The sequence below is a fragment of the Streptomyces sp. NPDC049597 genome (genome assembly GCF_040675505.1).
Taxonomy (GTDB): Bacteria; Actinomycetota; Actinomycetes; order Streptomycetales; family Streptomycetaceae; genus Streptomyces.
Genome location: NZ_JBFAOY010000001.1, coordinates 612,817 through 637,200, shown reverse-complemented (window position 1 = coordinate 637,200; position 24,384 = coordinate 612,817). Strand labels below are relative to the sequence as shown.

At 73.5% G+C, this 24,384-nt stretch carries 19 protein-coding genes; 10 read left to right on the top strand and 9 right to left on the bottom strand.

Annotated elements, in window-relative coordinates; genetic code table 11:
• Positions 1–54: 54 nt before the first annotated feature.
• The 6 genes from AB0K02_RS02825 (at position 55) to AB0K02_RS02800 (ending at position 7,124) form a co-directional block, all read left to right on the top strand.
• Positions 55–1,857, top strand: coding sequence for a GTPase (locus tag AB0K02_RS02825; protein WP_365990741.1), 1,803 nt, complete (start codon positions 55–57; stop codon positions 1,855–1,857).
• A 119-nt stretch (positions 1,858–1,976) separates the two neighbouring features.
• On the top strand, positions 1,977–2,429 hold the full coding sequence (locus AB0K02_RS02820) for a single-stranded DNA-binding protein (protein ID WP_365990520.1): 453 nt from the start codon (positions 1,977–1,979) through the stop codon (positions 2,427–2,429).
• 259 nt (positions 2,430–2,688) lie between these two features.
• The gene (locus AB0K02_RS02815) at positions 2,689–4,098 is read left to right on the top strand and encodes an LAETG motif-containing sortase-dependent surface protein (RefSeq protein WP_365990519.1); all 1,410 of its coding nucleotides are present in this window, start codon (positions 2,689–2,691) and stop codon (positions 4,096–4,098) included.
• A 196-nt stretch (positions 4,099–4,294) separates the two neighbouring features.
• Positions 4,295–5,959, top strand: a complete 1,665-nt coding sequence (ettA, locus tag AB0K02_RS02810; RefSeq protein WP_365990518.1) for an energy-dependent translational throttle protein EttA — start codon at positions 4,295–4,297, stop codon at positions 5,957–5,959.
• Between the two features lie 8 nt (positions 5,960–5,967).
• Positions 5,968–6,447 carry a thioesterase family protein gene (locus AB0K02_RS02805; RefSeq protein WP_365990517.1) on the top strand — a complete coding sequence of 160 codons (480 nt, stop codon included), beginning with the start codon at positions 5,968–5,970 and terminating at the stop codon, positions 6,445–6,447.
• An 8-nt stretch (positions 6,448–6,455) separates the two neighbouring features.
• Entirely contained in the window at positions 6,456–7,124 is a 669-nt protein-coding gene (locus AB0K02_RS02800) for a hypothetical protein (RefSeq protein WP_365990740.1), read from the top strand.
• Positions 7,125–7,256: 132 nt separating this feature from the next.
• Here the strand turns inward: AB0K02_RS02800 and AB0K02_RS02795 are convergent, their stop codons facing one another.
• The 4 genes from AB0K02_RS02795 to AB0K02_RS02780 all read right to left on the bottom strand — a co-directional run bounded on the left by AB0K02_RS02795 (position 7,257) and on the right by AB0K02_RS02780 (position 14,950).
• Positions 7,257–8,204, bottom strand: a complete 948-nt coding sequence (locus AB0K02_RS02795; protein WP_365990516.1) for an ABC transporter ATP-binding protein — start codon at positions 8,202–8,204, stop codon at positions 7,257–7,259.
• Complete coding sequence (locus tag AB0K02_RS02790) at positions 8,201–11,017, bottom strand: ABC transporter permease (protein WP_365990515.1); 2,817 nt, start codon at positions 11,015–11,017, stop codon at positions 8,201–8,203. Before AB0K02_RS02790 ends, AB0K02_RS02795 begins: the two co-directional genes overlap by 4 nt.
• A gap of 1 nt (position 11,018) precedes the next feature.
• Positions 11,019–14,375 carry an FtsX-like permease family protein gene (locus AB0K02_RS02785; protein ID WP_365990514.1) on the bottom strand — a complete coding sequence of 1,119 codons (3,357 nt, stop codon included), beginning with the start codon at positions 14,373–14,375 and terminating at the stop codon, positions 11,019–11,021.
• A gap of 167 nt (positions 14,376–14,542) precedes the next feature.
• Complete coding sequence (locus AB0K02_RS02780) at positions 14,543–14,950, bottom strand: globin (protein ID WP_365990513.1); 408 nt, start codon at positions 14,948–14,950, stop codon at positions 14,543–14,545.
• 365 nt (positions 14,951–15,315) lie between these two features.
• Between AB0K02_RS02780 and AB0K02_RS02775 the strand changes: the two genes are divergently transcribed.
• Positions 15,316–16,299, top strand: a complete 984-nt coding sequence (locus AB0K02_RS02775; RefSeq protein ID WP_365990512.1) for a methyltransferase domain-containing protein — start codon at positions 15,316–15,318, stop codon at positions 16,297–16,299.
• Between the two features lie 223 nt (positions 16,300–16,522).
• Here AB0K02_RS02775 and AB0K02_RS02770 read toward each other — a convergent pair whose 3' ends face one another.
• Entirely contained in the window at positions 16,523–16,903 is a 381-nt protein-coding gene (locus AB0K02_RS02770; protein WP_365990511.1) for a hypothetical protein, read from the bottom strand.
• Entirely contained in the window at positions 16,900–18,129 is a 1,230-nt protein-coding gene (locus AB0K02_RS02765) for a helix-turn-helix transcriptional regulator (protein ID WP_365990510.1), read from the bottom strand. Before AB0K02_RS02765 ends, AB0K02_RS02770 begins: the two co-directional genes overlap by 4 nt.
• Before the next feature lie 162 nt (positions 18,130–18,291).
• Between AB0K02_RS02765 and AB0K02_RS02760 the strand changes: the two genes are divergently transcribed.
• The 3 genes from AB0K02_RS02760 (at position 18,292) to AB0K02_RS02750 (ending at position 19,850) form a co-directional block, all read left to right on the top strand.
• Positions 18,292–18,669 (top strand): hypothetical protein, encoded by a 378-nt coding sequence (locus tag AB0K02_RS02760; RefSeq protein WP_365990509.1) that lies wholly within the window; start codon positions 18,292–18,294, stop codon positions 18,667–18,669.
• A gap of 370 nt (positions 18,670–19,039) precedes the next feature.
• Complete coding sequence (locus AB0K02_RS02755) at positions 19,040–19,270, top strand: DUF397 domain-containing protein (protein ID WP_365990508.1); 231 nt, start codon at positions 19,040–19,042, stop codon at positions 19,268–19,270.
• A gap of 79 nt (positions 19,271–19,349) precedes the next feature.
• Positions 19,350–19,850 carry a hypothetical protein gene (locus AB0K02_RS02750; RefSeq protein ID WP_365990507.1) on the top strand — a complete coding sequence of 167 codons (501 nt, stop codon included), beginning with the start codon at positions 19,350–19,352 and terminating at the stop codon, positions 19,848–19,850.
• 357 nt (positions 19,851–20,207) lie between these two features.
• On the opposite strand, the gene AB0K02_RS02745 is transcribed toward AB0K02_RS02750, so the two are convergent.
• The 3 genes from AB0K02_RS02745 to AB0K02_RS02735 form a co-directional block, all read right to left on the bottom strand.
• The gene (locus AB0K02_RS02745) at positions 20,208–21,422 is read right to left on the bottom strand and encodes an FHA domain-containing protein (RefSeq protein ID WP_365990506.1); all 1,215 of its coding nucleotides are present in this window, start codon (positions 21,420–21,422) and stop codon (positions 20,208–20,210) included.
• A 69-nt stretch (positions 21,423–21,491) separates the two neighbouring features.
• Positions 21,492–22,853: a VWA domain-containing protein gene (locus AB0K02_RS02740; RefSeq protein ID WP_365990505.1), complete on the bottom strand. Its 1,362-nt coding sequence runs from the start codon at positions 22,851–22,853 to the stop codon at positions 21,492–21,494.
• Between the two features lie 214 nt (positions 22,854–23,067).
• Positions 23,068–24,381 carry a PP2C family serine/threonine-protein phosphatase gene (locus AB0K02_RS02735; RefSeq protein ID WP_365990504.1) on the bottom strand — a complete coding sequence of 438 codons (1,314 nt, stop codon included), beginning with the start codon at positions 24,379–24,381 and terminating at the stop codon, positions 23,068–23,070.
• Positions 24,382–24,384: the final 3 nt, after the last annotated feature.

Here is a 24,384-nt window from a genome sequence, read left to right as displayed (position 1 = left end):
AACGAGGCCGTCGCTGGAACCCCGAACGGGGCAGTGCGCGAGAAAGCGGGCGGCGTGGAGACGGCCGTGGCAGGGGAGGCCGCTGACCGCTGGGACGACGGTCTCATCGCGCGCCGCGCCGAGCCGAGGTCCGCGGGCGGCTCCCCCGACCCGGAAGGGGAGGAGGAAGCCGGCGACGAGGAGACCGGTCACCGCCGCGGCGCCGCCTCGCAGGACCCTCACGAGGTGCCGATCGGCGGCGCCTGCGCCGGGCCGCTGCGCGACCGCCTCAACGCGCTGCGTGAACTGCTGGGGCTCTCCCAGACCCGCCTGGACGGCCGCACCCTCGCGGAGGCCGGCCGGGTCCTCGACGAGGCCGCCGCCCGCCAGCGGCTCTCCTCCCGCCACACGGTGGTCGCGATCGCCGGCGCGACGGGCAGCGGCAAGTCGACCCTCTTCAACGCGCTCGCCGGAGTGCGCCTCGCCGAGACCGGGCTGCGCAGGCCGACCACGTCGGCGCCCATGGCCTGCACCTGGTCGGACGGCGCCGCCGGGCTGCTGGAACGGCTCGCCATCCCCGGCCGGCTGTGCCGCAGGCCGCTCGCGGGCGGCGACGGCGACGAGCAGTTGCAGGGGCTGGTGCTGGTCGACCTGCCCGACCACGACTCGGCCCTGGTGCACCACCGAGAGCAGGTCGACCGGGTGCTCGCGCTCGTCGACGCCGTGATCTGGGTCGTCGACCCCGAGAAATACGCGGACGCCGCCCTGCACGAGCGCTACCTGAGGCCGCTCGCCGGGCACGCCGAGATCACGTTCGTGGTGCTCAACCAGATCGACCGGCTCCCCGGCGAGGCCGCCGACCAGGTCCTCGACGACCTGCGGCGGCTCCTCGACGAGGACGGCATGGCGCTGGGCGAGCACGGCGAACCGGGCGCCACGGTCCTGGCACTGTCCGCGCTGACGGGCGAGGGCGTGGGTGAACTGCGGGAAATGGTCGGCGAGTTCGTGCAGGGGCAGGAGGCGGCGGCGCTGCGGCTGTCCGCGGACGTGGACGCGGCGGCGGCGAAGCTGCGCCCCGTGTACGTCGCCGACGGCAGGACGGGTCTGGACGAGCGCGCCCGCGACGACTTCTCGGCCCGGCTCGCGGACGCGATCGGCGCGACGGCGGCCGGGGAGGCCGCGGAGCGCGAGTGGCGCAGGAACGCGTCACGGGCGTGCGGGACGCCCTGGCTGCGGCTGTGGCGCTGGTACGAGCACAAGCGCATGCCGGGGGCGGCCCTGGAGCCTCCCGCCGTTCCGGTGGAGGAGGAACTGACCGCCCGTCAGCGGGTCGAGCAGGCGGTCCGCACGGTCGCCGGCGAGGCGTCGCGCGGGCTGCCCGCTCCGTGGGCGCAGGCGGTGCGGGAGGCGGCGGTGCGGGGCGCGCACGGGTTGCCCGAGGCGCTGGACGAACTGGCGGCGCGCGAGGCCGCGGCGACGAGCGGGCGGCCCCAGCGCCCGGCGTGGTGGCCGGCCGCGGTGCTGGCCCAGGCGTCGATGACGCTGCTTCAGATCTTCGGCGGCCTGTGGCTGGTGGGCCAGATCGTCGGCGTGCTGGAGCCGGGGCTGATCCCGCCGGTGCTGGTGATGCTCGCGGGCATCGTGGGCGGCCCGCTGGTGGAGTGGGCGTGCGCGGCGGCCGCCAAGGGGCCGGCCCGGAGATACGGCCAGGACGTCAGACGCGGGCTGCAGGAGGCGGCCGCGGGCTGCGGCAGGGCCAAGGTGCTCGATCCGATCGCGGCGGAGCTCATGCGCTACCGCGAGGTGCGGGAGCAGTACGCGACGGTGTCGGGGACGACACGGCCGGGCGCGGGGCGGGTGCGTGCCCGGATCGGGTGACGGGGTTTTCCACAACGGGACGCCTGTCCACAGGCGTCCGCGGGTCTTCTCCGTCCGGTCCAGCATGGAGCCCGGAAGACAGCGATCGGGCAATGCGACCGGACGGGGAGGTGACCGTCATGAACGACACGACGGTGACGGTGGTCGGGAATGTGGCCACGCATGTGGAGTACCGGGAAACGGCCACGGGAGGGATGGCGCGATTCCGCTTCGCGGTGCCATCGCGGCGGTGGGACCGGCAGAGCGGCACATGGACGGACGGACCGACGAGCTTCTACACCGTCTTCGCCTGGCGGTCGCTCGCGGCGAATCTGGCCGGTTCCGTGTCGGTGGGCGAACCGCTGGTGGTGCACGGCCGGTTGAAGGTGCGCGAGGAGGACGGGGACGGCAGGCGGCGGACGTTCGTGGACATCGACGCGCTGGCGGCGGGGCACGACCTGACGCGCGGGACGGCGGCGTTCCGGCGGGTGGCGAGGGGCGAGTCGGTGCCGGCGGCCCGGCGCGGAGGGCCGGGCGACCTGGAGGAGCCGGGGGTGGGCCGACGGGCGAAGGAGCCGGCTCCCGTCCCTTGAGGGGGAGTTGAGGAGCAGTTGGGGCCGGAGCTACTACACCGCGCAGCGGGCGCGGGCCGGTAAAACGGGTGATCGGGGGGTGAATTGACCGACCGTGATAACGATTACGAGTCGGAATGGTTATCTGATGACATGACGGGGGACCGGGCTGGGCGCCGTCCATAGGATTCCCGCGTACTCACGGGGCACTTGAGTTAGCTGGCGAGACACTTCCCCCACGCGTCACACGCGAAGTTCTCGCCCAGAGGGGAATTCTGCTGTGTTTGCTCTGTTCTCTGCGTCTGCCGTACGCAGGCGGCGTGCCGCGCGTCTTGCCGCGGCGGCCCTCGTATCGGGCCTGATCGCCACAGGGTCCCTCGCCGGCGCGGGCATGGCCGCCGCCGACGACGGCACTCAGCACCAGGGGGGCGCCGTCGCCACCCTCGACGGGCTGAAGACGTTCGACAAGGCTCTGCTGCACAACGACGGCGAGAGCAAGGAGATCGCCGCCGGGCTCTTCGAGATGACCGTCGACGGCGGCGGTCAGCTGAAGACGTACTGCATCGACATCCACAACCCGACCCAGTCCCAGGCCAAGTACCTGGAGACCCCCTGGGACCAGACGTCGCTGCGCACCAACAAGGACGCGGGCAAGATCCGCTGGATCCTCCAGCACTCCTACCCGCAGGTCGACGACCTGGCCGAGCTGGCCAAGGGCGCGAAGGCCGGGTCGCTGACCGCCGAGACCGCGGCGGCCGGCACCCAGGTCGCCATCTGGCGCTTCTCGGACGGCGCCGATGTCACGGCGGTCGACCCCGCGGCCGAGAAGCTGGCGGACTGGCTGGAGAAGTCCGCCCAGGACCTCGCCGAGCCCACGGCCTCGCTGAGCCTCGAGCCGAACGCGGTCTCCGGCAAGGCGGGCAGCCGGCTCGGTCCGGTGACGGTGCGCACCGACGCCGGCCAGGTCACCGTCACGCCGCCGGCCGACGCCGCCGCCAGTGGCGTCAAGATCACGGACGAGGCGGGCAAGCCGCTGACCTCCGCGGTCGACGGCAGCAAGCTGTACTTCGACGTCCCGGCGGGCGCGGCCGACGGGACGGCCTCGCTGACCGCCCAGGCGACCATGTCGGTTCCGGTGGGACGCGCGTTCGCCAGCGCGAGCAAGAGCCAGACGCAGATCCTGGCCGGGTCCAGCCAGTCCACGGTCTCCGCGACCGCGACCGCGACGTGGGCGAAGACGGGCGCGATCCCGTCCGTGACCGCTGAGAAGAACTGCGCCAAGGGCGGCGTGGACATCACGGCGGGCAACAAGGGCGACTCCCCCTTCACCTTCGAGCTGGCCGGCATCAAGCACACCATCCCGGCCGGGGAGTCCCGGACCGTGACCGTGCCGGTCGCCGAGGACCAGGCGTACGACTTCACGATCACCGGTCCCGGTGGCTTCGAGAAGAACTTCAAGGGTGTCCTGGACTGCAAGACCGCGGGCACGCCGCAGCCGGGCACCGAGACCCCGTCGTCCCAGCCCAGCCCGGCGTCGGCGGGCGGCACGTCCGGTGGCTCCGAGGGCGACCTCGCCGAGACCGGCGGTTCCAGCGCCACGCCGATGATCGCGGGCATCGCGATCGTGCTGGTGCTGATCGGCGGCGGCGCGGTGTTCTTCCTCCGCAAGAAGTCCGCAGCCGGCGAGTGAGTGAACGACCGCGCGGTGTGACACAGCGCTGAGAGAGGGGCCCGGCACGGGAGGCGTGCCGGGCCCCTCGCGCGTCGTGGGCGGTGGCCGCGCGTGCGGGGCCTTCCGCGTCGGCCGGGCCACGGTTTCCGTCCGGGGGGCGGCGTACGGCAAGATGGGTGTATCTGCCCACCCACTGCTTGCCGGACGGTTTCTCTTGGCTGAGTACATCTACACGATGCGCAAGACGCGCAAGGCGCACGGCGACAAGGTCATCCTCGATGACGTGACGCTGAGCTTCCTGCCCGGTGCGAAGATCGGTGTGGTCGGCCCCAACGGCGCCGGTAAGTCCACCGTGCTGAAGATCATGGCGGGTCTGGAGCAGCCGTCCAACGGTGACGCCTTCCTCTCGCCCGGCTACTCCGTCGGCATCCTCCTCCAGGAGCCGCCGCTCGACGAGTCCAAGACCGTCCTGGAGAACGTCCAGCAGGGCGTCGCCGAGGTCAAGGGCAAGCTCGACCGCTTCAACGAGATCGCCGAGCAGATGGCGACCGAGTACACGGACGAGCTGATGGAGGAGATGGGCAAGCTCCAGGAGGAGCTGGACCACGCCAACGCGTGGGACCTCGACGCCCAGCTCGAGCAGGCCATGGACGCCCTCGGCTGCCCGCCCGCCGACTGGCCCGTCACCAACCTCTCCGGTGGTGAGAAGCGCCGCGTCGCGCTGTGCAAGCTGCTCCTCGAGGCCCCCGACCTGCTGCTCCTCGACGAGCCCACCAACCACCTCGACGCCGAGTCGGTGCAGTGGCTGGAGGCGCACCTCGCCAAGTACGCCGGCACCGTCGTCGCCATCACCCACGACCGCTACTTCCTGGACAACGTCGCCGAGTGGATCCTCGAGCTCGACCGCGGCCGCGCCCACCCGTACGAGGGCAACTACTCCACGTACCTGGAGAACAAGGCCGCCCGCCTCAAGGTCGAGGGCCAGAAGGACGCCAAGCGGCAGAAGCGCCTCAAGGAAGAGCTGGAGTGGGTCCGCTCCAACGCGAAGGGGCGGCAGGCCAAGTCCAAGGCCCGTCTCGCGCGTTACGAGGAGATGGCCGCCGAGGCCGACAAGATGCGGAAGCTGGACTTCGAGGAGATCCAGATCCCGCCGGGCCCGCGTCTGGGCTCCGTCGTCGTCGAGGTCGAGAACCTGAACAAGGCGTTCGGCGACAAGGTCCTCATCGACGACCTGTCCTTCACGCTCCCGCGCAACGGCATCGTCGGCGTCATCGGCCCGAACGGCGCCGGCAAGACGACCCTGTTCAAGATGATCCAGGGCCTGGAGAAGCCGGACTCGGGCACGATCAAGGTCGGCGAGACCGTCAAGATCTCGTACGTCGACCAGAGCCGCGCCAACATCGACGCCAAGAAGACGCTGTGGGCCGTCGTCTCCGACGAGCTGGACTACATCAACGTCGGCCAGGTCGAGATGCCGTCCCGCGCGTACGTCAGCGCCTTCGGCTTCAAGGGACCGGACCAGCAGAAGCCGGCCGGGGTCCTGTCCGGCGGTGAGCGCAACCGCCTGAACCTCGCGCTCACCCTGAAGCAGGGCGGCAACCTGCTCCTCCTCGACGAGCCGACCAACGACCTCGACGTGGAGACGCTGTCCTCCCTGGAGAACGCGCTGCTGGAATTCCCCGGCGCGGCCGTGGTCGTCTCCCACGACCGCTGGTTCCTCGACCGCGTCGCCACGCACATCCTGGCGTACGAGGGCGACTCCAAGTGGTTCTGGTTCGAGGGCAACTTCGAGTCGTACGAGAAGAACAAGATCGAGCGTCTCGGCCCGGACGCGGCTCGTCCGCACCGTGCCACCTACAAGAAGCTCACCCGGGGCTGAGGCAGCGCATGGCTCGCCACATCTACCGCTGCCCCCTGCGCTGGTCGGACATGGACGCCTTCGGGCACGTCAACAACGTCGTCTTCCTGCGGTATCTGGAAGAGGCGCGGATCGACTTCATGTTCCGGCTGGCGCCGGGGGACGGTTCGCCGTCCTTCTCCGGCGGATCGGTGGTCGCCCGCCACGAGATCGACTACCTGCGGCCGCTGGTCCACCGGCACGAACCGGTGGTCATCGAGTCGTGGGTGACCCGGATCGCGGCGGCGTCGCTGACCATCGCCTACGAGGTGAAGGAGGCGGACGACCCCGCGCAGGTGTACGTGCGGGCCTCGACCGTCGTCGTCCCCTACAACCTGGCCGAGGGCCGGCCGCGCCGGATCAGCGCGGAGGAGAAGTCGTTCCTGCAGAAGTACCTCGACGACGGCGCCCGGAGCGACGCCGCCGGGGACGCTCGGGACGAGAAGCCCGAGGACGCCCTCGTCGCATGACCGTGCCCATGTCCGTACCCGTGCAGAGCCTGCACCTCGCCGACGCGAGGGAGGCGGACGATCTCGCCGCCTTCCTCGCCCGGCTGATCCACTACGACCGCGCCGCCGCGGTCAGACTGCAGGCCGGCAGCGGTGCGCTCGCCGTGTTCGGACGCCCGCCCTCCTTCGAGGTGCTCGCGATCCGTACGGCGCGGCTGGCCGAGCCGGTCGAGCTCGACGTCACCGTGTCGGCGGGGGAGCTGCTGGAGTCGCTGGGCGGTGCGCAGTTCACGGTGCCCGGCGCCGTGACCGGGCCGCCCTGGGCCGGCGTGCTGCCGCCGCGCGGCGGCTGGCGCGAGCTGGCGGGGCTGCCGGACGTGCAGGCGATGCGGGGCGCGGTGGCGGCGGCCGTCGCGGAGTTCCGCGCGCGGGACGAGGCGCTGCCTGCGGAGCGGCGCACGCGCGCCGAGCGGGACCGCATCGGCCGCGAGATCTGGTCGCGGACGGTGGGCGGCACGGGCCTGACGCTGCGCGCCGTCCACGCGGCGCAGGCGCTCGGCTTCCTGCGCCCGGGAGTGCCGGTGGCGCTGCTGTCGGCGGGTACGTGGCTGAGGCTGCGTACCCCGTTCGGGTCGGTGGCGGTGCGGACGAACGGGCTGGGCGGGCTGAGCGTGACGCCGGTGCGGCCGACGGCCTGACGACGGGGCGTCTTCGACGGACCCGGCTTCGCGCCGTGACCCCTGGCCGCAGCCGCTTCGCGGCGCGACTGGACACCCCTGCTGCACATGGCCCCCAGTCCGCTTTGCGGCGCGCGCGGCGCGTGAGGGGCGTCAGGGCGGCGGCGTGTTGTCGTCCGGCCAGACGGAGATGTGGTCCGGTTCCAGTTCCAGGGCCACGCGGTCCGACATGCCCAGGGCCGAGGTGTACTCGGCGGGGAGCTGGAGGCGGCCGGCGCGGTCCAGCATGGCGTATTCGCGGGCCACCACCGATTCCTGGCCCGTCGCCGCGTCGACCTCCGTGCGGCGCAGCACCTCGGAGGAGGTGCGGCCGTCGCGTATGGCGACCGTGCGGCGGACCTCCGTCGCGACCGCCTGGTCGTGGGTGACGATCACGATCGTCGTGCCCAGCTCCTCGTTCGCGCGGCGGAACGCGGCGAAGACCTGTTCGCCCGTCGCCGAGTCGAGCTCACCCGTGGGCTCGTCCGCGAGCAGGACCGAGGGGGAATTGGCGAGTGCGACGGCGATCGCGACACGCTGCTGCTGGCCGCCGGAGAGCTGCTGTGGACGCCGGTCCGCGCACGCGGCGACGCCCAGCATGGTCAGCAGCTCCTGGACGCGCTCCGCCTTGCGCCTGCTCCCGCCCCGCAACTGCATCGGCAGCGCCACGTTCTGTGCCGCCGTCAGGTACGGCAGCAGGTTGCGGGCCGTCTGCTGCCACACGAAGCCCACCACCTCGCGGCGGTAGCGCAGCCGGGCCTTGGCGTCCATCGCGAGCAGGTCGCAGCCCGCGACGCGCGCCGCGCCCGCGGTGGGCACGTCGAGACCGGCGAGGATGTTCATCAGGGTCGACTTGCCGCTGCCCGACGCGCCGACCAGAGCCATCAACTCGCCCTCCTTCACCAGGAGGTCGAGCCCCTGGAGGGCCTGCACCTCGACGCCGTCCGTGGAGAACACCCGGACCAGCCGGTCGCAGGTGATCAGCGCGTCGTGCCCGTACGAGGGCTTCTCGCGCCGGGCCGCGACCCGCCGTTCGAGTTCCTCCAGGGTCGTGTCGGTCATCGCATGTCTCCTGCCCTGAGTTCGTTGACGGATCCGCGGCGCCCCGTCCACCAGGCCTGCGCCCCGGCGACCGCCGCGGTCAGCAGCACCACAGCGGCCGCGGGCAGCAGCAGCGACCACGCGTCGGCCCGCAGTGTGGCGCCGTCCACCGGCGCGACGCCCGGCGCGGCGGCCAGCGCCAGCCGGACCAGGTCGACGCCGGGAGCGAGCAGCCGGATCGTGGCCAGGCCGACGAGTACGCCGCCGGACGCGGCGAGCAGCGCCGGGGGAAGCGCTTCGAGGCCCAGCAGCTGTCGCCCCTGCCGGGTGGTCAGGCCCATGGTCCGGAGCCTGGCGAGGAGCATGGTGCGCTCCGGTGCCGACTGCAGCAGCGACAGCAGCAGAGCGAGGACGGCGTACCCCGCGCCCGCGCCGATCGCGGCTGCGTAGATGCGCTCCGCGCCCGACTGCAGGGGCGAGTCCGTGAAAGAGGCCCGAGCCTCGGCGCGCAGCCGTACGGTGAGGTCCTCGTCCAGGTCGCGTACGGCGGCCCGCAGTGCACGCCCGTCCACCGCGTCGCCGGTGGCGAGCAGGGCGGTGGGCGCGCGGTGGGTCAGCCGGGAGCCGTCGACGATCAGGAAGTCCGCCGACGACACGGCGGGCGTGCGCTCCCGTACGGCCGCGACCTCCACCGTGAACTCGCCCGCCAGCGAACTGATCCGGTGCGGTCCCCTGCCCAGCCACTCGGCGACGCCCGGGGACGCGACCGCCCGCAGCACGGGCGACGCGCCGCCGGTGGCGCGCAGCGTGTCCGCGGAGAACGGGCCGAGGTCCAGCCCGCGGGAGAGCGCCGCGTACGCCTTCGGCTCCACGCCGACCAGCGACGCCGCGGGCGGCCCGGTCGGGGCGTCGTCGTCGGCCGGCATCCTGAGCGCGTGCTCGATCTGCACGGATGTCACCGTCCGTACGCCGGACACGGCGCGCACGGCCAGCCCCGCGCCCGCCGGCAGGGCCACGGCGTCGTTGTCCCCGGAGATCCGGGCGTCCGCGCCGGTGGCCAGCAGCGCCGCCTGCGCCCGCGCGTCGTCGACACCCGCGAGCACCGAACCGCCGAAGCCCGCCGTCGTCAGTGCCACCAGCAGCGCGAGCAGCGGAAGCGCGCCGATCGCCGACGAACGTCCCGCACGGGCCAGCGACAGGAACCCGACCGCGCCGCGCAGCCGTGCGGCGGGCCGCGCGGCCCAGCGCAGCGGCAGCGGGTACAGCCGTACGAGGACGAGCGCGGCGATCAGGGCGACCAGGACCGGCGCGGCGCTGACGAGATGGTCGCCCGCGTCCGAGGTGCCGCGGCGGCGCAGCGCGACGACCGCCCCCACCGCCAGGACGAGCAGGGTCATCTCGGCGACCTTGCGGCGGCCGGAGGGCCGCGCGAGCACCAGGTCGTCGCGTCCCCCGTGGGCGCGCGCCACCCGGTGCCGTGCCATCGCGCGCACGGGGAGGGCGGCGCAGGCGACCAGGGCGACGGCCCCGGAGCCGAGCGCGGCGTACGGCAGTCGGGCGTCGTCGACGGCGAGGACCGCGGCCAGGAGTCCGGCGGCCGCGGCGGGCACGGTGACGACGGAGGTCTCGGCGAGCAGCCGGCCGCCGATGCCCCGCAGCGATCCGCCGCGTGAGCGCAGCAGGGCGATCTCGCCGCGGCGGCGGGCGGCGAACAGCCCGCCCGTCATGAGCACCACGACCGTGGCGACGGCGCCGACACCGAACGCGGCGACGGCCACCACCGGCGCGATGGCGGACCGCATCGAGCGGTAGGAGGCGAGGATGCCGTCCAGGTCCGTCGTCAGCTCGGCGTTCTCGTCCACGGCCTCCTTGAGTCTCAGCAGGTCCGGGCCGTCCTCCAGGGAGGCGACACGGCTGGTCAGCCGGGGCACGTCGGCGGCGGTCAGATGCGCGGTGGCCGGCGCGATCCGCCAGTAGGGCTGCGGATCGCCGGTGGTGCCGAGCAGCGCGGGCGCCGCCTCGGGGGCGATCAGGAGCGCGCCCTTCCAGTAGACCTGGGGCAGGGTGGTCGGCGTGGAGTCGAGTCCGGGGGTGCGCAGCAGCGAGTCGTGGGACCAGTAGCCGCCCCCGGGATCACGGGGTTCGAGGATTCCGGTCACCCGTGCGGACAGGACCGTCCCGGCCGGGTCGCCGAGGTGGACGACCGAACCGGTCCTGATGTTCAGCGTCTTCGCCGTCTGCACGGTGACGGCCGCCTCGACCTCCCTCGTCCCGGCCGTCACCTTCCCCGTGACCTGCGGCAGGCGGCCCTCGCGCACGGTGGCGTGCTCGGCGAGGCCGCTGTGCGCGGCCAGCGTGAACTCGGGGTCCTTGGTGTCGGGCCGCGGCAGCCACCGGTCGCGGGCCACCAGGGTCTTCGCGGTCCGCACCCCGTACGCCGACTGGCCGGGATCGGCGCGCAGCGGCTCGGGGAGCAGACCGAGCACCTTGCGGTGGAGGGGGCCGAGCCGCGCGGGCAGCAGGGACGCCTCCCGCGCGGCCTCGGGCAGTTCGATGCGAGGAGGGGGCGTGGTCAGTTCCAGTCCGCTCCGGGACGGCGCGGCCGTGGTGACGTCATGGCGCAGCCCGCGGTTCTCGTAGGAGTCCACGGCACGGGGGAACGCGGCGGCCAGGAACGACGTGAGCAGCACGAGGAGGCCGAAGGCGAGGGCCGCCCCGGGCGCCGTGCGCAGCCGGGTCCTGACCCAGGGGGCGACGAAGCGGCGGTGCGGGCCCACAGGGGGTGTCTCCTTCGGCTGCGTCCCGGGCCGCCGGCCGGCGGGGTTCGTGGTCATGTCAGTTGCCCCCCTGATGGCGCAGCGTCACCGCGGGATCGGCGCGGCGCAGGGCGATGACGGCGACGGTCGCCAGCGGCAGTGCGGCGACGGCGGCGAGCAGCAGACCGACCCGCTCTGCCGGCAGGTGCACCAGAACCCGCGGAACGGGCTGCGTGGCCTGCGCGGTCAGGACCAGAAGGGGCACCACCGCCCGGGTCAGCACCGTGCCGAGGGCCAGGCCCACCAGCAGCGCGATGCCGATCAGCACGCTCTGCTCGGCGGCCACCAGCCGGGCCGGCCCGCGTCGCGGCGTGCCGAGCGCGCGGAGCACGGCGAACTCCGCCGCCCGCTCGCGCAGCGACCCCGCCGCGCTCACCGCGAAGCCGACCGCGGCGAGCGCCACCGCCACCACGGCGACCGCGAGCAGCGCCGAGCGCGGCCCGGCCCCCAGCGGGTCGCCCAGCAGTTCACCGGCCGTCTCGTCGCGTACCAGCACCTGGCCCGGCTCCACGTCGGGGCGGGCCCGCAGCTCTTCGGCCACCGGGGCGGCCTTGCCCGCGGCGGTGCTCAGCCACCACTCGGTGGGCCGCAGGGACGTGCCGGAGAGCCGGGCGAGGGCCTCGTTGACCGTCCGGAGATCGAGCAGCAGCCCGCCGCCGTCCGCGGCCTGGTCACCGTCCTGCCCGGACGGGACCCGGCCGCCGGTCGTCACTGCCGCCGGCCCGGTGGTCGGCAGCTGCCGCACGGCCCGCACAATCGTCACGCGGACTTCCTCGCCGCCCAGGGTGACGTCGACGCTGTCGCCGGGTTTCGCCCCCGACGCGTCGAGGAAGGTGTCCGTCGCCACCGCCGGGATCCGCGGCGGCGCCGCCGGGCGCACCGCGCCGACCTGGACGGCGAATTCGGCCGCCGGACTCCACCGGTCGTCGGTCACCGGCGCCGGGCCGGCCCCGTACACCACGCTCAGCGGCTGCGCCCCCGGCTCGTCGGCGCGCACCGCGACCGGCTTGTGCGCCTCGCTGCCCCGGGTCTCGGTGTACGTGCCCGCCCAGCGCAGTCCCGAGGGGACCGCGACGGGCCGGAAGTCACCTCCGGGGCCCGCCGCCAGGACCCGTTCGACGCTCAGGCGATGCCGCTCGGCCTGCGCGGGGACCGGGGCGTCGAGCAGCCGCAGGCCGGTCAGCGCGAGCGGTCCGGCGGGAGCGGCCCGCCCGCCCGAGGCGGTCCAGTCCAGGTCCAGCGTCACCGTGTGGTCACGCCCGTCGGCGGGCAGTTCGCCGGCGGACGTCCGGTAGGCCGTCCCGTGACGCTCCTCGAAGACCGCGACAGCCCTGACCGAGAGGCCGTCGGGCGACGTGCCGGAGGGTGTGTCCTCGTTCGTGAGACGCAGGTCCAGCGTGACGCGGCGGGTGTCGTCGGGCAGGAGCAGGCCCGGCCTGGCGCTCTTCACCGGGGCGAGGGCGGCCAGCAGCGCGGCCGGTTCCTCGTCCGCCAGGTCGCCGCGCATCAACAGCGCTTCGTCCGCGTCGGCCGTGTCCAGCGCGAGCAGGGTGGCCGTGCGGTCGCCGGACAGCGGGAGCGTCGCGCGGTGCGCCGGAGCGGCCGTACGCACACCGGCCGGCGCCCGGTACAGGCCGGCGTCCCCCGGCCCGCCCGTCCCGTCGTCCGTCACACGGACCGACGCGCCCGCCCGGAAGTCGGCCTGGTCGCGCTGCGAACGGTCCCACGACGCGCTCTGCCCGACCGCCAGCATGCCCATCGCGACCGCCAGCACCAGCAGCAGGACAGGGCCCGCGCCGCGCAGCGGCCTGCGGCTGAACTGCCAGCCCGCGAGCGCCACGGACAGACCCCGGACGCCGGCCGCCCGGCGTTCGGCGAACTTCGCCACGGGCGGCAGCAGACGCAGCGTCAGTAGCGTGCCCGCGAGGAGCGCGAGGGCGGGCGCCGCCACGAGCAGCGGGTCGACGCCGAGGTCGCCCTCACGGTCGCCGCTGAGCGCGCCTTCGCCGGTGGCGCCGGTCCGGCGGTCGAGCTGCCAGTACGCCACCACCGCGATGGCCAGCAGCGCCACATCGGCTCCGGCCCTGACCGGTGCCGGCAGGGCGCGGCCACGCCCGCGCCGCGGCCCGTCACCCGTCGCGGCCAGAGCGGGGGCCACCACCGCCGCGGCACAGCACACCGCGACCGCACCGGCCACCAGCCAGACCTGCGCGGTCGGCGCCTCGCCGAGGCGCAGTCCGGCCCGGGTCAGCGCCGAGTGCTCGGCCAGCAGCCGCGTCAGGGGGCCCGCCAGCAGCGGCGCGCAGACCGCGGCGGGCAGCGCCAGCAGCGCCGCCTCGATCGCGGCGAGCGCCGCGATCCGGCCCCGGGACGCGCCCCGGGCGCGCAACAGACTGGTCTCGCCCGCGCGTTCGCTGCTCAGCATCCGGGCCACCAGCAGCAGCGTGCAGGCGGCGAGCACCACCAGCTGCACGGCGACGATCAGCAGGGTGGCACGCGCCACCAGCAGCGCCCGCTCGCTCTGTGCCAGGACGGTCGGCAGCGCCGTCCGCACGGTCGGCGCGCCCCCGAACGCCCGGTCGGCGGCGAGCTGTTCGGGCCCGTGCCCGGCCGCCGAGCGGAGCGCGCCGATCCGGTCGGTGGTGACCCTGCGGAAGTCCGCGGTGGCCAGCCACGCCGTCTCCCCGGCGGTGGCGCGGCCGGAGGCGAGCACCGAGGGGTCGGCGAGGAGGGGCCCGTACGTGGTGAACGCGACGGTGCGCACGCCGCGCCCGCCGAGCGAGTCGAGCTGCCAGTACGGATCGGCCGGGTCCGTTGCCCGGTACACGCCGGTGACCCTGACCCTCAGCGGCTTCTCCGTGAGCCGGTCGCTGAGGGTGAGCAGCGTCCCCGGCCGTACGCCCAGCAGCTCGGCGGCCGTCTCGGGCAGCGCCACCGGGACGGGGCCGTCGGCGGCGGGGCCGGGCAGCGCACCCGCCACCGTCTCGACGCGGGTGGCGTCGAGGGCGGCGAAGTGCGTCAGGTCCGGTTCGCCCTTGCGGGCCTCGGGTGCCTGGAGCGAGCGCGGCAGCGCGTACGGCCCCGAACGCTCCAGCTTCCGTACCGTCACCGGCAGCCCGCCGAACGACGTCCGCGCGCCGCGGACGACGGCCTCGTGGGCGGACGCGCGACGTTCGCCGGGGACTTGGGCGGTGACGACCAGAGAGGAGTTCGCCGCTTCCCGGCCGCCGAGCGTGTGGCGCAGCGCGGCGTCCCCGACCGAACCGGAGAACGCGGTGAGCGCGGCGAGGACGCAGGTCGTCAGGACGACCGCGAGCAGGGCCGCGGCGAGAAGGAGGCGGTGTGCTCCGACGCGCAGTAGTACGAACCCCGTCACACGTCCCCCACCCAGCCGGATTCCCCGAAGCACCCTTGGCGAAATGCTTTCAGAGGACACCGGCCGGTGGAAACCGCTTGCAGCCCGACCTTGATCTGATCGTGACCGTTATCCGGCGACGGATGATCGGATTCCGCGCGGGCAGGGCGCCCCGGCGGCTCGGTGAGTCACTGGTCCGGCGTGTTGACCATGGAGGCCGCGGCATAGGCGAGGTAGTTCCAGAGCTGCTGCTCCTGCTCCTCGGGCAGGCCGAGCTCGTCGACCGCCACCCGCATGTGCCGCAGCCACGCGTCGTGCGCCGCCCGGTCGACGGTGAAGGGGGCGTGCCGCATCCGCAGCCGGGGGTGGCCGCGGTTGTCGCTGTAGGTGCGCGGCCCGCCCCAGTACTGCATCAGGAAGAGCGCGAGCCGTTCCTCGGCGGGACCGAGGTCCTCCTCCGGGTACATCGGGCGCAGCAGCGGGTCCTCGGCGACGCCCTGGTAGAACCTGTGGACGAGGCGCCGAAAGGTCTCCTCGCCGCCGACCTGCTCGTAGAAGGTCTGCTCCTGAAGGGTCCCGCGCGGAATCTCGTTCACCTTGATGAGCCTCGCAATGTGTCTCTGGCACGCACCGAGTGGAGTCGGCCGGGGGGCCGTCCCCCGGAGAATGCGGCACCGTCCATGCTCTCAGACGCACGGCGGAGGACGGAGGGCCTAGGTCCGGCCTTCCGCGCCGCCCGGCCCCGCAGCGGCCCGCCCGGCCTCGCGGCCCGGCAGCGGCCCGCCCGGCCTCCCGGCGCCCGCAGTGGTCCTCCCGGCTTTTCCCGGCGTCCGCGGTGGCTCTCCCGTGCCGGTGGCGCGGCGGGGGCCGGTGTCCTGCCGGGCCGGGCGACCGCGGCGATCGGCGACCCCGCGCGGCCGGGACGCTCGCCTCACCGCCACGGGCGCAGGACAGTGGAGGCATGGCTGCACACGCGGACCGATTCGCCGAGCCGGGCGCCGAGGCGCGCTCCGCGCTCGTGCGCCGCATCGTGGCCGCCGGCGAGCTGACCGACCCCGCCTGGCGGACCGCGTTCGAGGAGGTGCCGCGGCATCTGTTCGTGCCGTACTACTTCATCGGCCGGACGGGCACGTACGAACGCCTGTGGTGCGAGGACCCCGACCCCGAGCAGCAGGCCCGCTGGCTCCGCGGGGCCTACGCGGACCAGCCGCTGGCCACCCGGGTCAGGGACGGCGAACTGGTCTCCTCCTCCAGCCAGCCCTCGCTGATGGCCGAGATGCTCCAGGCCCTCGGCGTACGCGACGGGGACAGGGCCCTGGAGATCGGCGCGGGCACCGGCTACAACGCGGCCCTGCTCGCGCACCGCCTCGGCGACGAGGCGGTCACCACCGTCGACCTGGACCCCGAGATCACCGAGGCCGCCCGCAAGCACCTGGCCGCGGCCGGCTACCGGCCCACCGTGGTCACGGGTGACGGAGCGCGGGGCTGCCCGGAGCGCGCGCCCTTCGACTGCGTCATCGCGACCTGCACGCTGCCGTCGGTGCCGCGCGAGTGGCTGCCGCAGTGCAACCCGGGCGCCCGGATCGTCGCTCCGCTGTCGACCGGGGTCATCAGGCTGCGGGTGCGCGAAGGCCCGGAGGGGCGCAGCGCCGAGGGGCGCTTCCTGCGCACGTCGGCCTTCTTCGTACCGCTGCGCGGCGGGGCGGCGCCGCCGGAGACGCGAGCGGGCGGACTGCCCCGGCGCGCGATCGAGAACGACCTGTTCCGCTTCCTGCTGAGCCTGACCGCGAACAGCCTGGACCCACGCGAGGCCATGTCGCTGTGGGAGCGGGAACGCCGCCCCGAGCGCAACCGCTTCGGGATCACCGTCACCGCCGACCACCAGTGGGCCTGGCTGGACGACCCCGAAGGCCCGTACGTCTGGCCGCTCGGCCCGTCCGCCTGACGGCAGGGGCGCGGGCGACCGGCGACCCGCGCCGCCCCGGACCGGTGGCCCGGGGCGGGGGGCTGCACCGCGCGCACGAGCTGATGACACGCTTCCTGATCCGGGCCACCTGTGGTGACGTGAACGACGCCCAGCAGGCCACGGGGCCGGCATGGAGAAGCGGACTCGGCGGAAGAAAAGAACGCCCAGGCCAGCGTTCTGGGGGTCTTTCGTGCGTTACGGCCTACTTCAGGCTGTCCTCGACGGCCTCGAAGATGTCCGAGTCGGTCTCCTTCTGCCAGTCCGGCAGGTCTGGCCAGTCCGCCACGTACCCCGGCTTCGGGTCCTCGAAGTGCTTGAACATCTGCGCCGTCCAGCTCGTCGCGACGAAGCGGCCCTTCTGCTCGCGCGTCAGGCGGGAAGCGTGACCGCCGCTCAGTTCGAGGAACTGGCGCACCTGCTCGTACACCGCGCCTGCCGCCGCACGCTCCCAGTCGGGCGTCTCTTCCCACGGGGTCACGTAGCTCGGCTTCGGCTCGCCGGGGAAGTGCTTGTGCACTCCCGCGATCCACGCCTCGCGGAAGACTCGTGCGCCCTCGGTGGTCATGCCATCCCCTCTCGTCATGCCGTCAGGGTGCCGACCTCGGCCCTCAACTCGGCTACACGCCGGTCGCGCCCGAAGGAGCCCAGCTCGGCAGTCAGGGTCTGGAGTCTACGGGCGACGTAGCCGGACCCGGAGGCCCGCGCCAGACGGATGGCTTCGCCCCCGTAGTGCATGACCTGCTCGGCGTCCTTCCGCTTGGCACCGATGGCCGCCAGGTCGGCTAGCACAGCGCCACGACGCCGGAAGGAGTGTCCAGGAGCGAGCCGGGCAAGCGTCAACGCATCCTTCAGAGCAGCCTCTGCAAGGTCCAGCCGGTCGAGCTGCAAGTACCGGGCCCCGCGCTCCTCCGCCAGACGTGAGCCGTCGAAGCGCAGCCAGCCGCCGTTGGACACCTGCCCCCCGAGGTCGGCCACCTTCTCGGCCTCGTCGAGCGCCTCTTCGCAGGCATCGAAGTCGCCGAGCCACGCGTACGCCTCGGCCTGGACAGCGGCAGCCCAGTGCTTCGTCGCAAGGCTGCCATCCCCGCGCAGCGCGACGCGGCGAGCCGCTCCGAGGGTGTCCGCGGCCTGCTTGTAGCGATGCTCCGAGAGGTCCACATAGGCACTGCGGATCAGGGCGCAGGCCCACAGGTCGTACGCGCCGGCCTCCTTGCTCGCGCTGGCCGCCAGCGAGTACGAAGCGGCGGCATCGTCGTACCGGTTGGCGTCGAAGGCCAGCTCGCCCGCGAGCTGGAACAGGTCGCCGACTGCGATGCACAGCGCGCTGGTCTGGGCTCGCCCGTCGCGCAGCGCATCGTTCAGCGCGGTGAGCTGAGACTGGACCACGGGATACACCGAGTGCTTGGCCCGCGAGAGCTGGTAGACCTGCCACAGGTGGCTGTTCATGCGCCCGAAGTCATCGGGGCCTCCCTGGGCGTCCGCCTCGTCTATCGGGACGGCGGCGAGCGCGCCGGCGACCGCCATCAGGCGCAGAAACTCGCGTCGGATCATCTCGTCTGTGTCTCCTGGGCCGCAGTCGGCGCTCGACCCTAACTGCTCGGGCTTCAGCGGCACCTGGGCCGCGGCGAGCAAGGCGTCGAGTCCTTCTAGGTCCATCTGTAGCACCTCGGCAACTCTCGGCCGCTGGGGAGGCTGGGGTCTGGATGTACCCCGCTCCCAACGGCCGACGGTGCGCCGGTCGACGCCCACCGCGAAGGCGAACCCCTCTTGGGTGAAGCCCAGAGCCCTGCGCCTCTCGGCGATGCTCATACAGGCCCCCCTTCCCCTGATCGTGCCGCTCTCAACCATGGTGTGTCGCATGTCCCAGAGCTGTCCCAACACTGACCCATGAACGCCGTGGCCCACACGCGTTTCGAGCGGAACGCTTGTCTCCATCCGGTGAAACCGCCGTCAGTCAGCGAGGGAAACGCCGTGAAGACCGAGACGAGCAGATTCGACGTGACGAGGGCCGAAGACGGTGACGGAACGATCGATGTCGAGCTGATCACTGACAGCACCAACGCAGCGCTCGCCATGGGGCTGGGCACTTCGACCCGCGAGCACATCGACGCCAAGACGCCGGTCTTGGTCGGGCACCTGCAACTGCTCCTTGCCGAAGAACTGGGCTCTGACCAGGACGAGATGGTCAGGCAGCAGCGCCGCAAGGCGTACAGGGTGCTCGACCTGAAGAACCGTCCCACCGAGAACGCGCCGACCTTCACGGCCTACTTCTTCATGCGCGAGGTCGCCGACCTGACGCGCCGGCTGCTGTGGATCTACACCCAGAGGAGCGGGACGGGTGCAGCGTGAGCCCCAGAGCGCAACAGGTGGTTTACGTACTCACCCTGCTCGGCCTCATCGTTGCTCTGGCGGTCGGCCTCCTCACCGGCCGGGAGGTCGGCACAGACGCCCGCCCGGCTGGCGTCAGTGGATCTTCCAAGGGCTCATGATCCTCACCTCCGTGGTGCTCATGACCGCCTACTGGGAGCTGACCACATGATCTTCCGCCCCCGAGGTGAGGCCCCGGTCGATTCCCCCTCGGCTCACCCCCTTCGGGGGCGGAACCCAGCGCCCACCCCGGCCGCCCCCTAGGACAGGTCGGGCCGGGGTGGGTCGGCAAGTGCACGACGGCGCGGAGACCGCATCTCCGCAGCGCAGTTGCACCAGGGAGGAATACCCCATGGAGAACATCTACGAACTGCCCGTCAGCGGCGACGTGACGACGACGAACTTCTGCGGCGGCCCCTGCACCGAGGGCTGCGTCGACTTCGTCGCCATCCCCGGCGCGGCCGACTCGTTCATCGTCCGCGACTCCAAGCCCGAGGGCGCTGGCAAGGAGCTGCGCTACACCGGGTCCGAGCTGGACGACTTCGCCCTCGGCTGGGTGAAGCGGCGGGGCCTTACCGCCTGACCCTGCTACACATCTCAACCCCGGTGGGTCGTCCTCGCACTGGCGAGGGCGGCCCGCCTTCTCTCCCAGGAAGGCGCGCATGACCTGGACAGGACACTTCCACGCCTACGGCCCGTGGATCGGATCGCCCGACAGCTACCACCGGGAAGGTGACCGGCGGCCTCCGCATCCTGACCCTCCCGCGCCTCCTGCTTCCGACGAGGACAAGACGGCCATCCGCATCCTTCAGCGGTATCGCGAGGTCGCAGCCGAGTTCCCGGCCTCGAACCTGCCGCCCATGATGTCGGGTTACTGGCTTTTGAAGCGCAAGCAGGCGTCGCATGAGCGGACGTGGACTGACACCACCGCGCCCCTCGACTGGATGACGAAGCACTTCCTCGACAACCCGCCGATGGAGCGCGAGGACGGGCGGCGGGCGTACGCGAGTCTGGAGACGAGGCGGGAGTATGCGCTCGAAGTCCTGCCGGTCGGCGTCGACGTGAGCTGGGTGTACTACAACCGGTCGGGCAGCATCGTCTCGCTGAACGTGGTGTGCTGCCCCAACCGGCACCATCCCTATCTCAGCTGCCCGCTCGGCTGACCTGTGGTTACGCGTCGAGCGTTTGAGGCTCAGGGTAGGCGGAGGTCGCTGGGCTGCGCGGAGGGGGCGGGCGTGGGGGCGGTCGGCTCGGGGTCCATGAATCGGGGCACGTTGGGTAGTCGAACGCGTGGGAGCGAAGGAGAAGCTGGTCGGACGGAAGAAGTCGATGAGGTCGTCGAGGTGGTCCAGAACGCCCCTCGTCTTTGGGCTTCGACGCGCCTGGCGCCTGGCTGCCCTCCCCGCTCTCGCCGGGCTCGCCCTGGATGACGGTGGCCAGAGGCTCGGGCTGGACTCTGTACCTGTCCGCCTCGGGCGTGGCCAGCCCCGGACCGGTGGCCCGGTCCGGGGGAGGGGGCTTCAGCCGCGGCGGACCGTGATCGTCGTCCAGGCGCCGACGTGGACCCGGTCGCCGTCGTTGAGCGGGACCGGGACATAGGGCTGGATCGGGTCCTCGGCGCCGTTGAGCGTCGTGCCGTTCGTCGAGTTCTGGTCGACGACCGCCCACGAGCCGTCCGGCTGCTGGACCAGCACCGCGTGCTGGTGCGAGACGCCGGGATCCTCCGGCGGCACGGACAGGTCGATGTCCGGGGACTCGCCCGTCGAGTGCCTGCGGCGGCCGATGGTCACCTGCGTGCCGGTGAGCGGCAGTCGCTGCTCGGGGGAGTACGCGGGCAGGTTGAGCCCCGTGGCCTCCGGGCCGCTGCGCTGCATCATCGCCATGAAGTACTCGCGGTCGGGCCCGATCACGGCCGTCCAGCCCATCGGGGCCCGCGCGCCCGGGAACTGCGCGGACTGCCCGCCCTGCTGCTGGAACGGCGCGGGTCCCTGGGGCCCCTGCGGACTCTGCGCCCTTTGGGACGCCGGGGGGCCCTGGGTCGCCGGCGGCGGGGGCGACTGGGTACGCGACGGCGGTGGCAGCATCCAGTCGTCGCCTCCGCCCGTGTGCTGCGGTGCGGGCGGTGCGGGCGGAGCGGCGGGCCCCGACTGCTGGAACGCGGGCGGCGGGGGCGGCGGACCGCCCTGCTGGAACGCCTGCGGAGGCTGCTGAGGCCCGGGCGGCTCCTGGCTGAGCGGCTCGGCGGGCCGGTTCATCTGCGACGGCCGCGAGCCCTGGTACTCGAACGGGTCACGCTGCTGGGGGCCGGGCGGCGGTCCCTGGTGCGGGGGCGGGCCGGGGGGCGGCCCCTGGTGGGGCGGCGGGGGCGGCGGGCCCTGGTGCGGGGGCGGCCCGGGCGGCCCCGGCTGCGACTGGAAGCCCGGCGGGAGGTTCAGGCCGGGCTGCTGAGGCGGCGCCAGCGGCGTGTACGACGTCGCCGTGTGCGTGAGGAAGTTGTACCGGCACTCCTCGCAGAAGGGGGCCATGGCCTCACGGGGCGTACGGCACTGCGGGCAGAGCTCGGCCTGGGCGGTGGCGTTCGGATCGCCGCCCGGGCCCGGGTAGCCGTAGGACGGCGGAGGGGGAGGCGGTGGCGGAACGGCTCCCGTGGGAGCGCCAGGACCGGCCATGCGGTGGCCACAGACCTCGCACCAGTCGTCGGAACCCGACTGGTGTCCGTTCGGGCAGGTCGGCATGTCGGCGCGTCCCCCTCTCCTTCTCCGGCCCCAGGGCCGATCACGTCCGCTCGTGCGTACTGTTCGTGTCTACTTCTTCACGCGAACCGTCTTGGTGGAGCGCGTCTCGAGAGTCATCTCGTCCGCCTCCGCGACCTTCGCCTTCAGTCGCACAGTACCCGTCGCCGCATCGACGACGTCCACCACCTTCGAAAGCAGTTTCGCAGTGTCCTCGTTTCCCGAATGCGCCGCGAGCTGCACGGCGCGCCCCAGTTTCGCGGTCGCGCCGTCGATGTCGCCCGCCTTGCGGGCGTCCAGACCCTGCTGGATGACCTGGGCCAGTTCCGCCTGGCCGGTGTAGTGCGCGACCTGCGGGTTGATCGAGGTCGAGGCCGCCATGTCGTCCGTCCAGACCGCCCTGACGAGCCCCTGGGACAGGACCTCGGGAGCACCGCCGTCCGCCGCCGGGACGATCAGTGAGACCCGCGCCGCCAGCATCTCCTGGCCGATTCCCGCCTCCGGGACCCTGACGCATATGTGGTAGTCGCGCGACTCGTCGCCCCAGGAGCCGGTCGGATAGTCGCCGGCCCGGGGGCCGGCCTCGGTACGCCGCCCGGTGAGGTCCTCGACGGTCGGCGCGACCTGCTTGACGAACGCGATCTCCACGCCGACGGGCGTCCACAGCCGCAGCGCCACGTCCGCGACCCCCTTGCCCATCGCGTGCTCCATCATCCGCGTGAAGTCGGCGGCCAGGCCGCTGGGATCGGCGACGATGTCGGCCGTGCCGAGCAGCGCGGAGGCGATGCCGGTGACCTCCTTGACCTCCCAGTCCGTGCCGACGCCGCGGGCGTCGCAGGTGAACCGTCCCGCGCACTCGTCCAGCGCGGCGCGCAGGTCCGCGGGCGACTCGTGCTCGTTGCGGCCGTCGGTGAGCAGGATGCCGTGGCGGATGGCCAGGTCCGCGGAGGAGAGCAGCCGGTCGGTCAGCCGCAGCCAGGCGCCGATCGCGGTGCCGCCGCCCCCGCGCAGCCGGCGCAGCGCCTCCTTGGCCTGGGCACGGGTGGCCGGATCGGCGACGGCGAGCCGCCCGCCGCCCGGGTAGACCTCCTCCGCCTTGTGGGTGCCCGCGACCACGGCGAACGCGACACCGTCGCGCAGGGTGTCGACGGCGGCGGCGGTGGCGTCGCGGGCGTTGCGCATCTTCGTCGGCGGATGGTCCATGGAGCCGGAGCAGTCGACCATGATCACGACCCCGGCGGCCGGCGCCGCCGGGTCCGGTACGGCCGAGGGCGTCGGCGTCGCCCTCGGCAGCGGAACGCCGCCGGTGGTGCCGCCACCGGTCGCCGTCACCGTGACGATCGCGTTGACCTCGCGGCCGCCCTCCGGAAGGTATTCGTTCTGGTAGACGTCGACCGAGAACTGCGGCACCTGGGACTTGGAGAAAACGGCCATCTGCATCGGCTCCTCGGGGCTCCACCTGGGCAGAGAGTCGGGACAGCTCAGGACAGGTCAGGACGGTCGGGACGGGACGCGGGGCGGGAGGTCCCGGGGGCCGCGGGGCGGGGCGCGGCCCGGTGGACCGTTGCGGCGTGGTCGTGAGGCGGTCGGTCGGAACGGTCGGGGCGTGGTCGAGGAAGGAGCGGGCAGGCCCCCGGGGCGGCCACCGTCAGGCGGGTGCCGCCCCTTCGGCCGGGACCGTGAACGGCAGCACCGCCACGGTGACGTTGTCGTGGCCGCCGCCGTCGAGGGCGTGGCCGACCAGTACCTGGGCGCTGCGCAACGGCCGTTCGGCCGCGTCGGCGGGGACGGCCCGGGCCATCTCGTCCGCGCCCTCCGCGTAGTTCCACAGGCCGTCCGTGCAGACCACGACGACGCCGGAGCGGTCCGGCTTGAACGACGCGGTGTGCGGGTCCAGTTCGTACGCGTCGGCGCCCAGCCAGCCCGTGATCGCGTGCGCGCGCTCGTCCGCGTACGCCTCGGCCTCGTTCATCAGGCCGGCGGCGACCATCTGTGCCGCCCACGAGTCGTCCTCGGTGAGCCGCGCGGGCGGGCCGCTGCGGTCGTCGGGCACCCAGTAGGCACGGCTGTCGCCGACCCAGCCGACGACCAGCAGTTCGCCCGCGGCGACGGCACTGACGATCGTGCACGCCGGCGCGTTCTGCCGGCCGCCCTGGTCGGGGTCCTCGCTTCCGGTGTCCTGGGCAAGGGAGTTGACCGCCGTGGCGGCGGCGACGATCGCCTCGTGCATGGCCTGCTGCGGGTGGGTGCCGCGCGGCAGCGAGTCGAGCAGCTGCTCGCTGGCCGCGCGGGCGGCCGCCGCGGACGCCTCGTCCGGGCGGGTCGCCGACGAGACGCCGTCGCAGACGACCGCGACGACGGCGGGCGAACCGTCCGGCAGGGAGGTGGCGGAGACCGCGAACGCGTCCTCGTTGCGGTGGTGGCGCAGGCCGCGGTCGCTGACGGCGGCGACCGACTCGAGCTCCTGCTCCATGTGGTCGCGTTCGCGCGGCTGGGCGTGGCCGCAGTGCTCGCAGTAGCCGTCGGGATCGACGTGGCCCGACCGGCAGGCCACGCACAGCTTGCCGTCCGGCGCCTTTGAGGCCTCCGGCGCCGGCGGGAGCCCGGCGGCGCGCGGGTCGGCCGGCGCGGCCCTGGCGGGATCCGGGGCGGCCAGCTCGAAGTCGCCCGAGGGCGGGGTGTCGTAGCGCACGCCGGGGCCCGACAGCTCACCGCCGTCGGAGTCGGTGCCCGGCAGGTCCCCGGGCTGCTGTGTGCGCGGCGACATGCCCGACGTGTCGGCGCCGGCGGCGGCCGGCCACTCCACGGGTGTCCCGATGGCCAGGGTGGGCCGGTCCGGCGACGGTGCGGGCAGGGCCGACAGGTCGTACCCGCAGGCTCCGCAGAACCGGTCGCCGGGCTCCACCGGCTCCTCGCAGCTGGGGCAGGCCGTGCCCTTGGCCGGCTGGTGCATCTGCGCCATCAA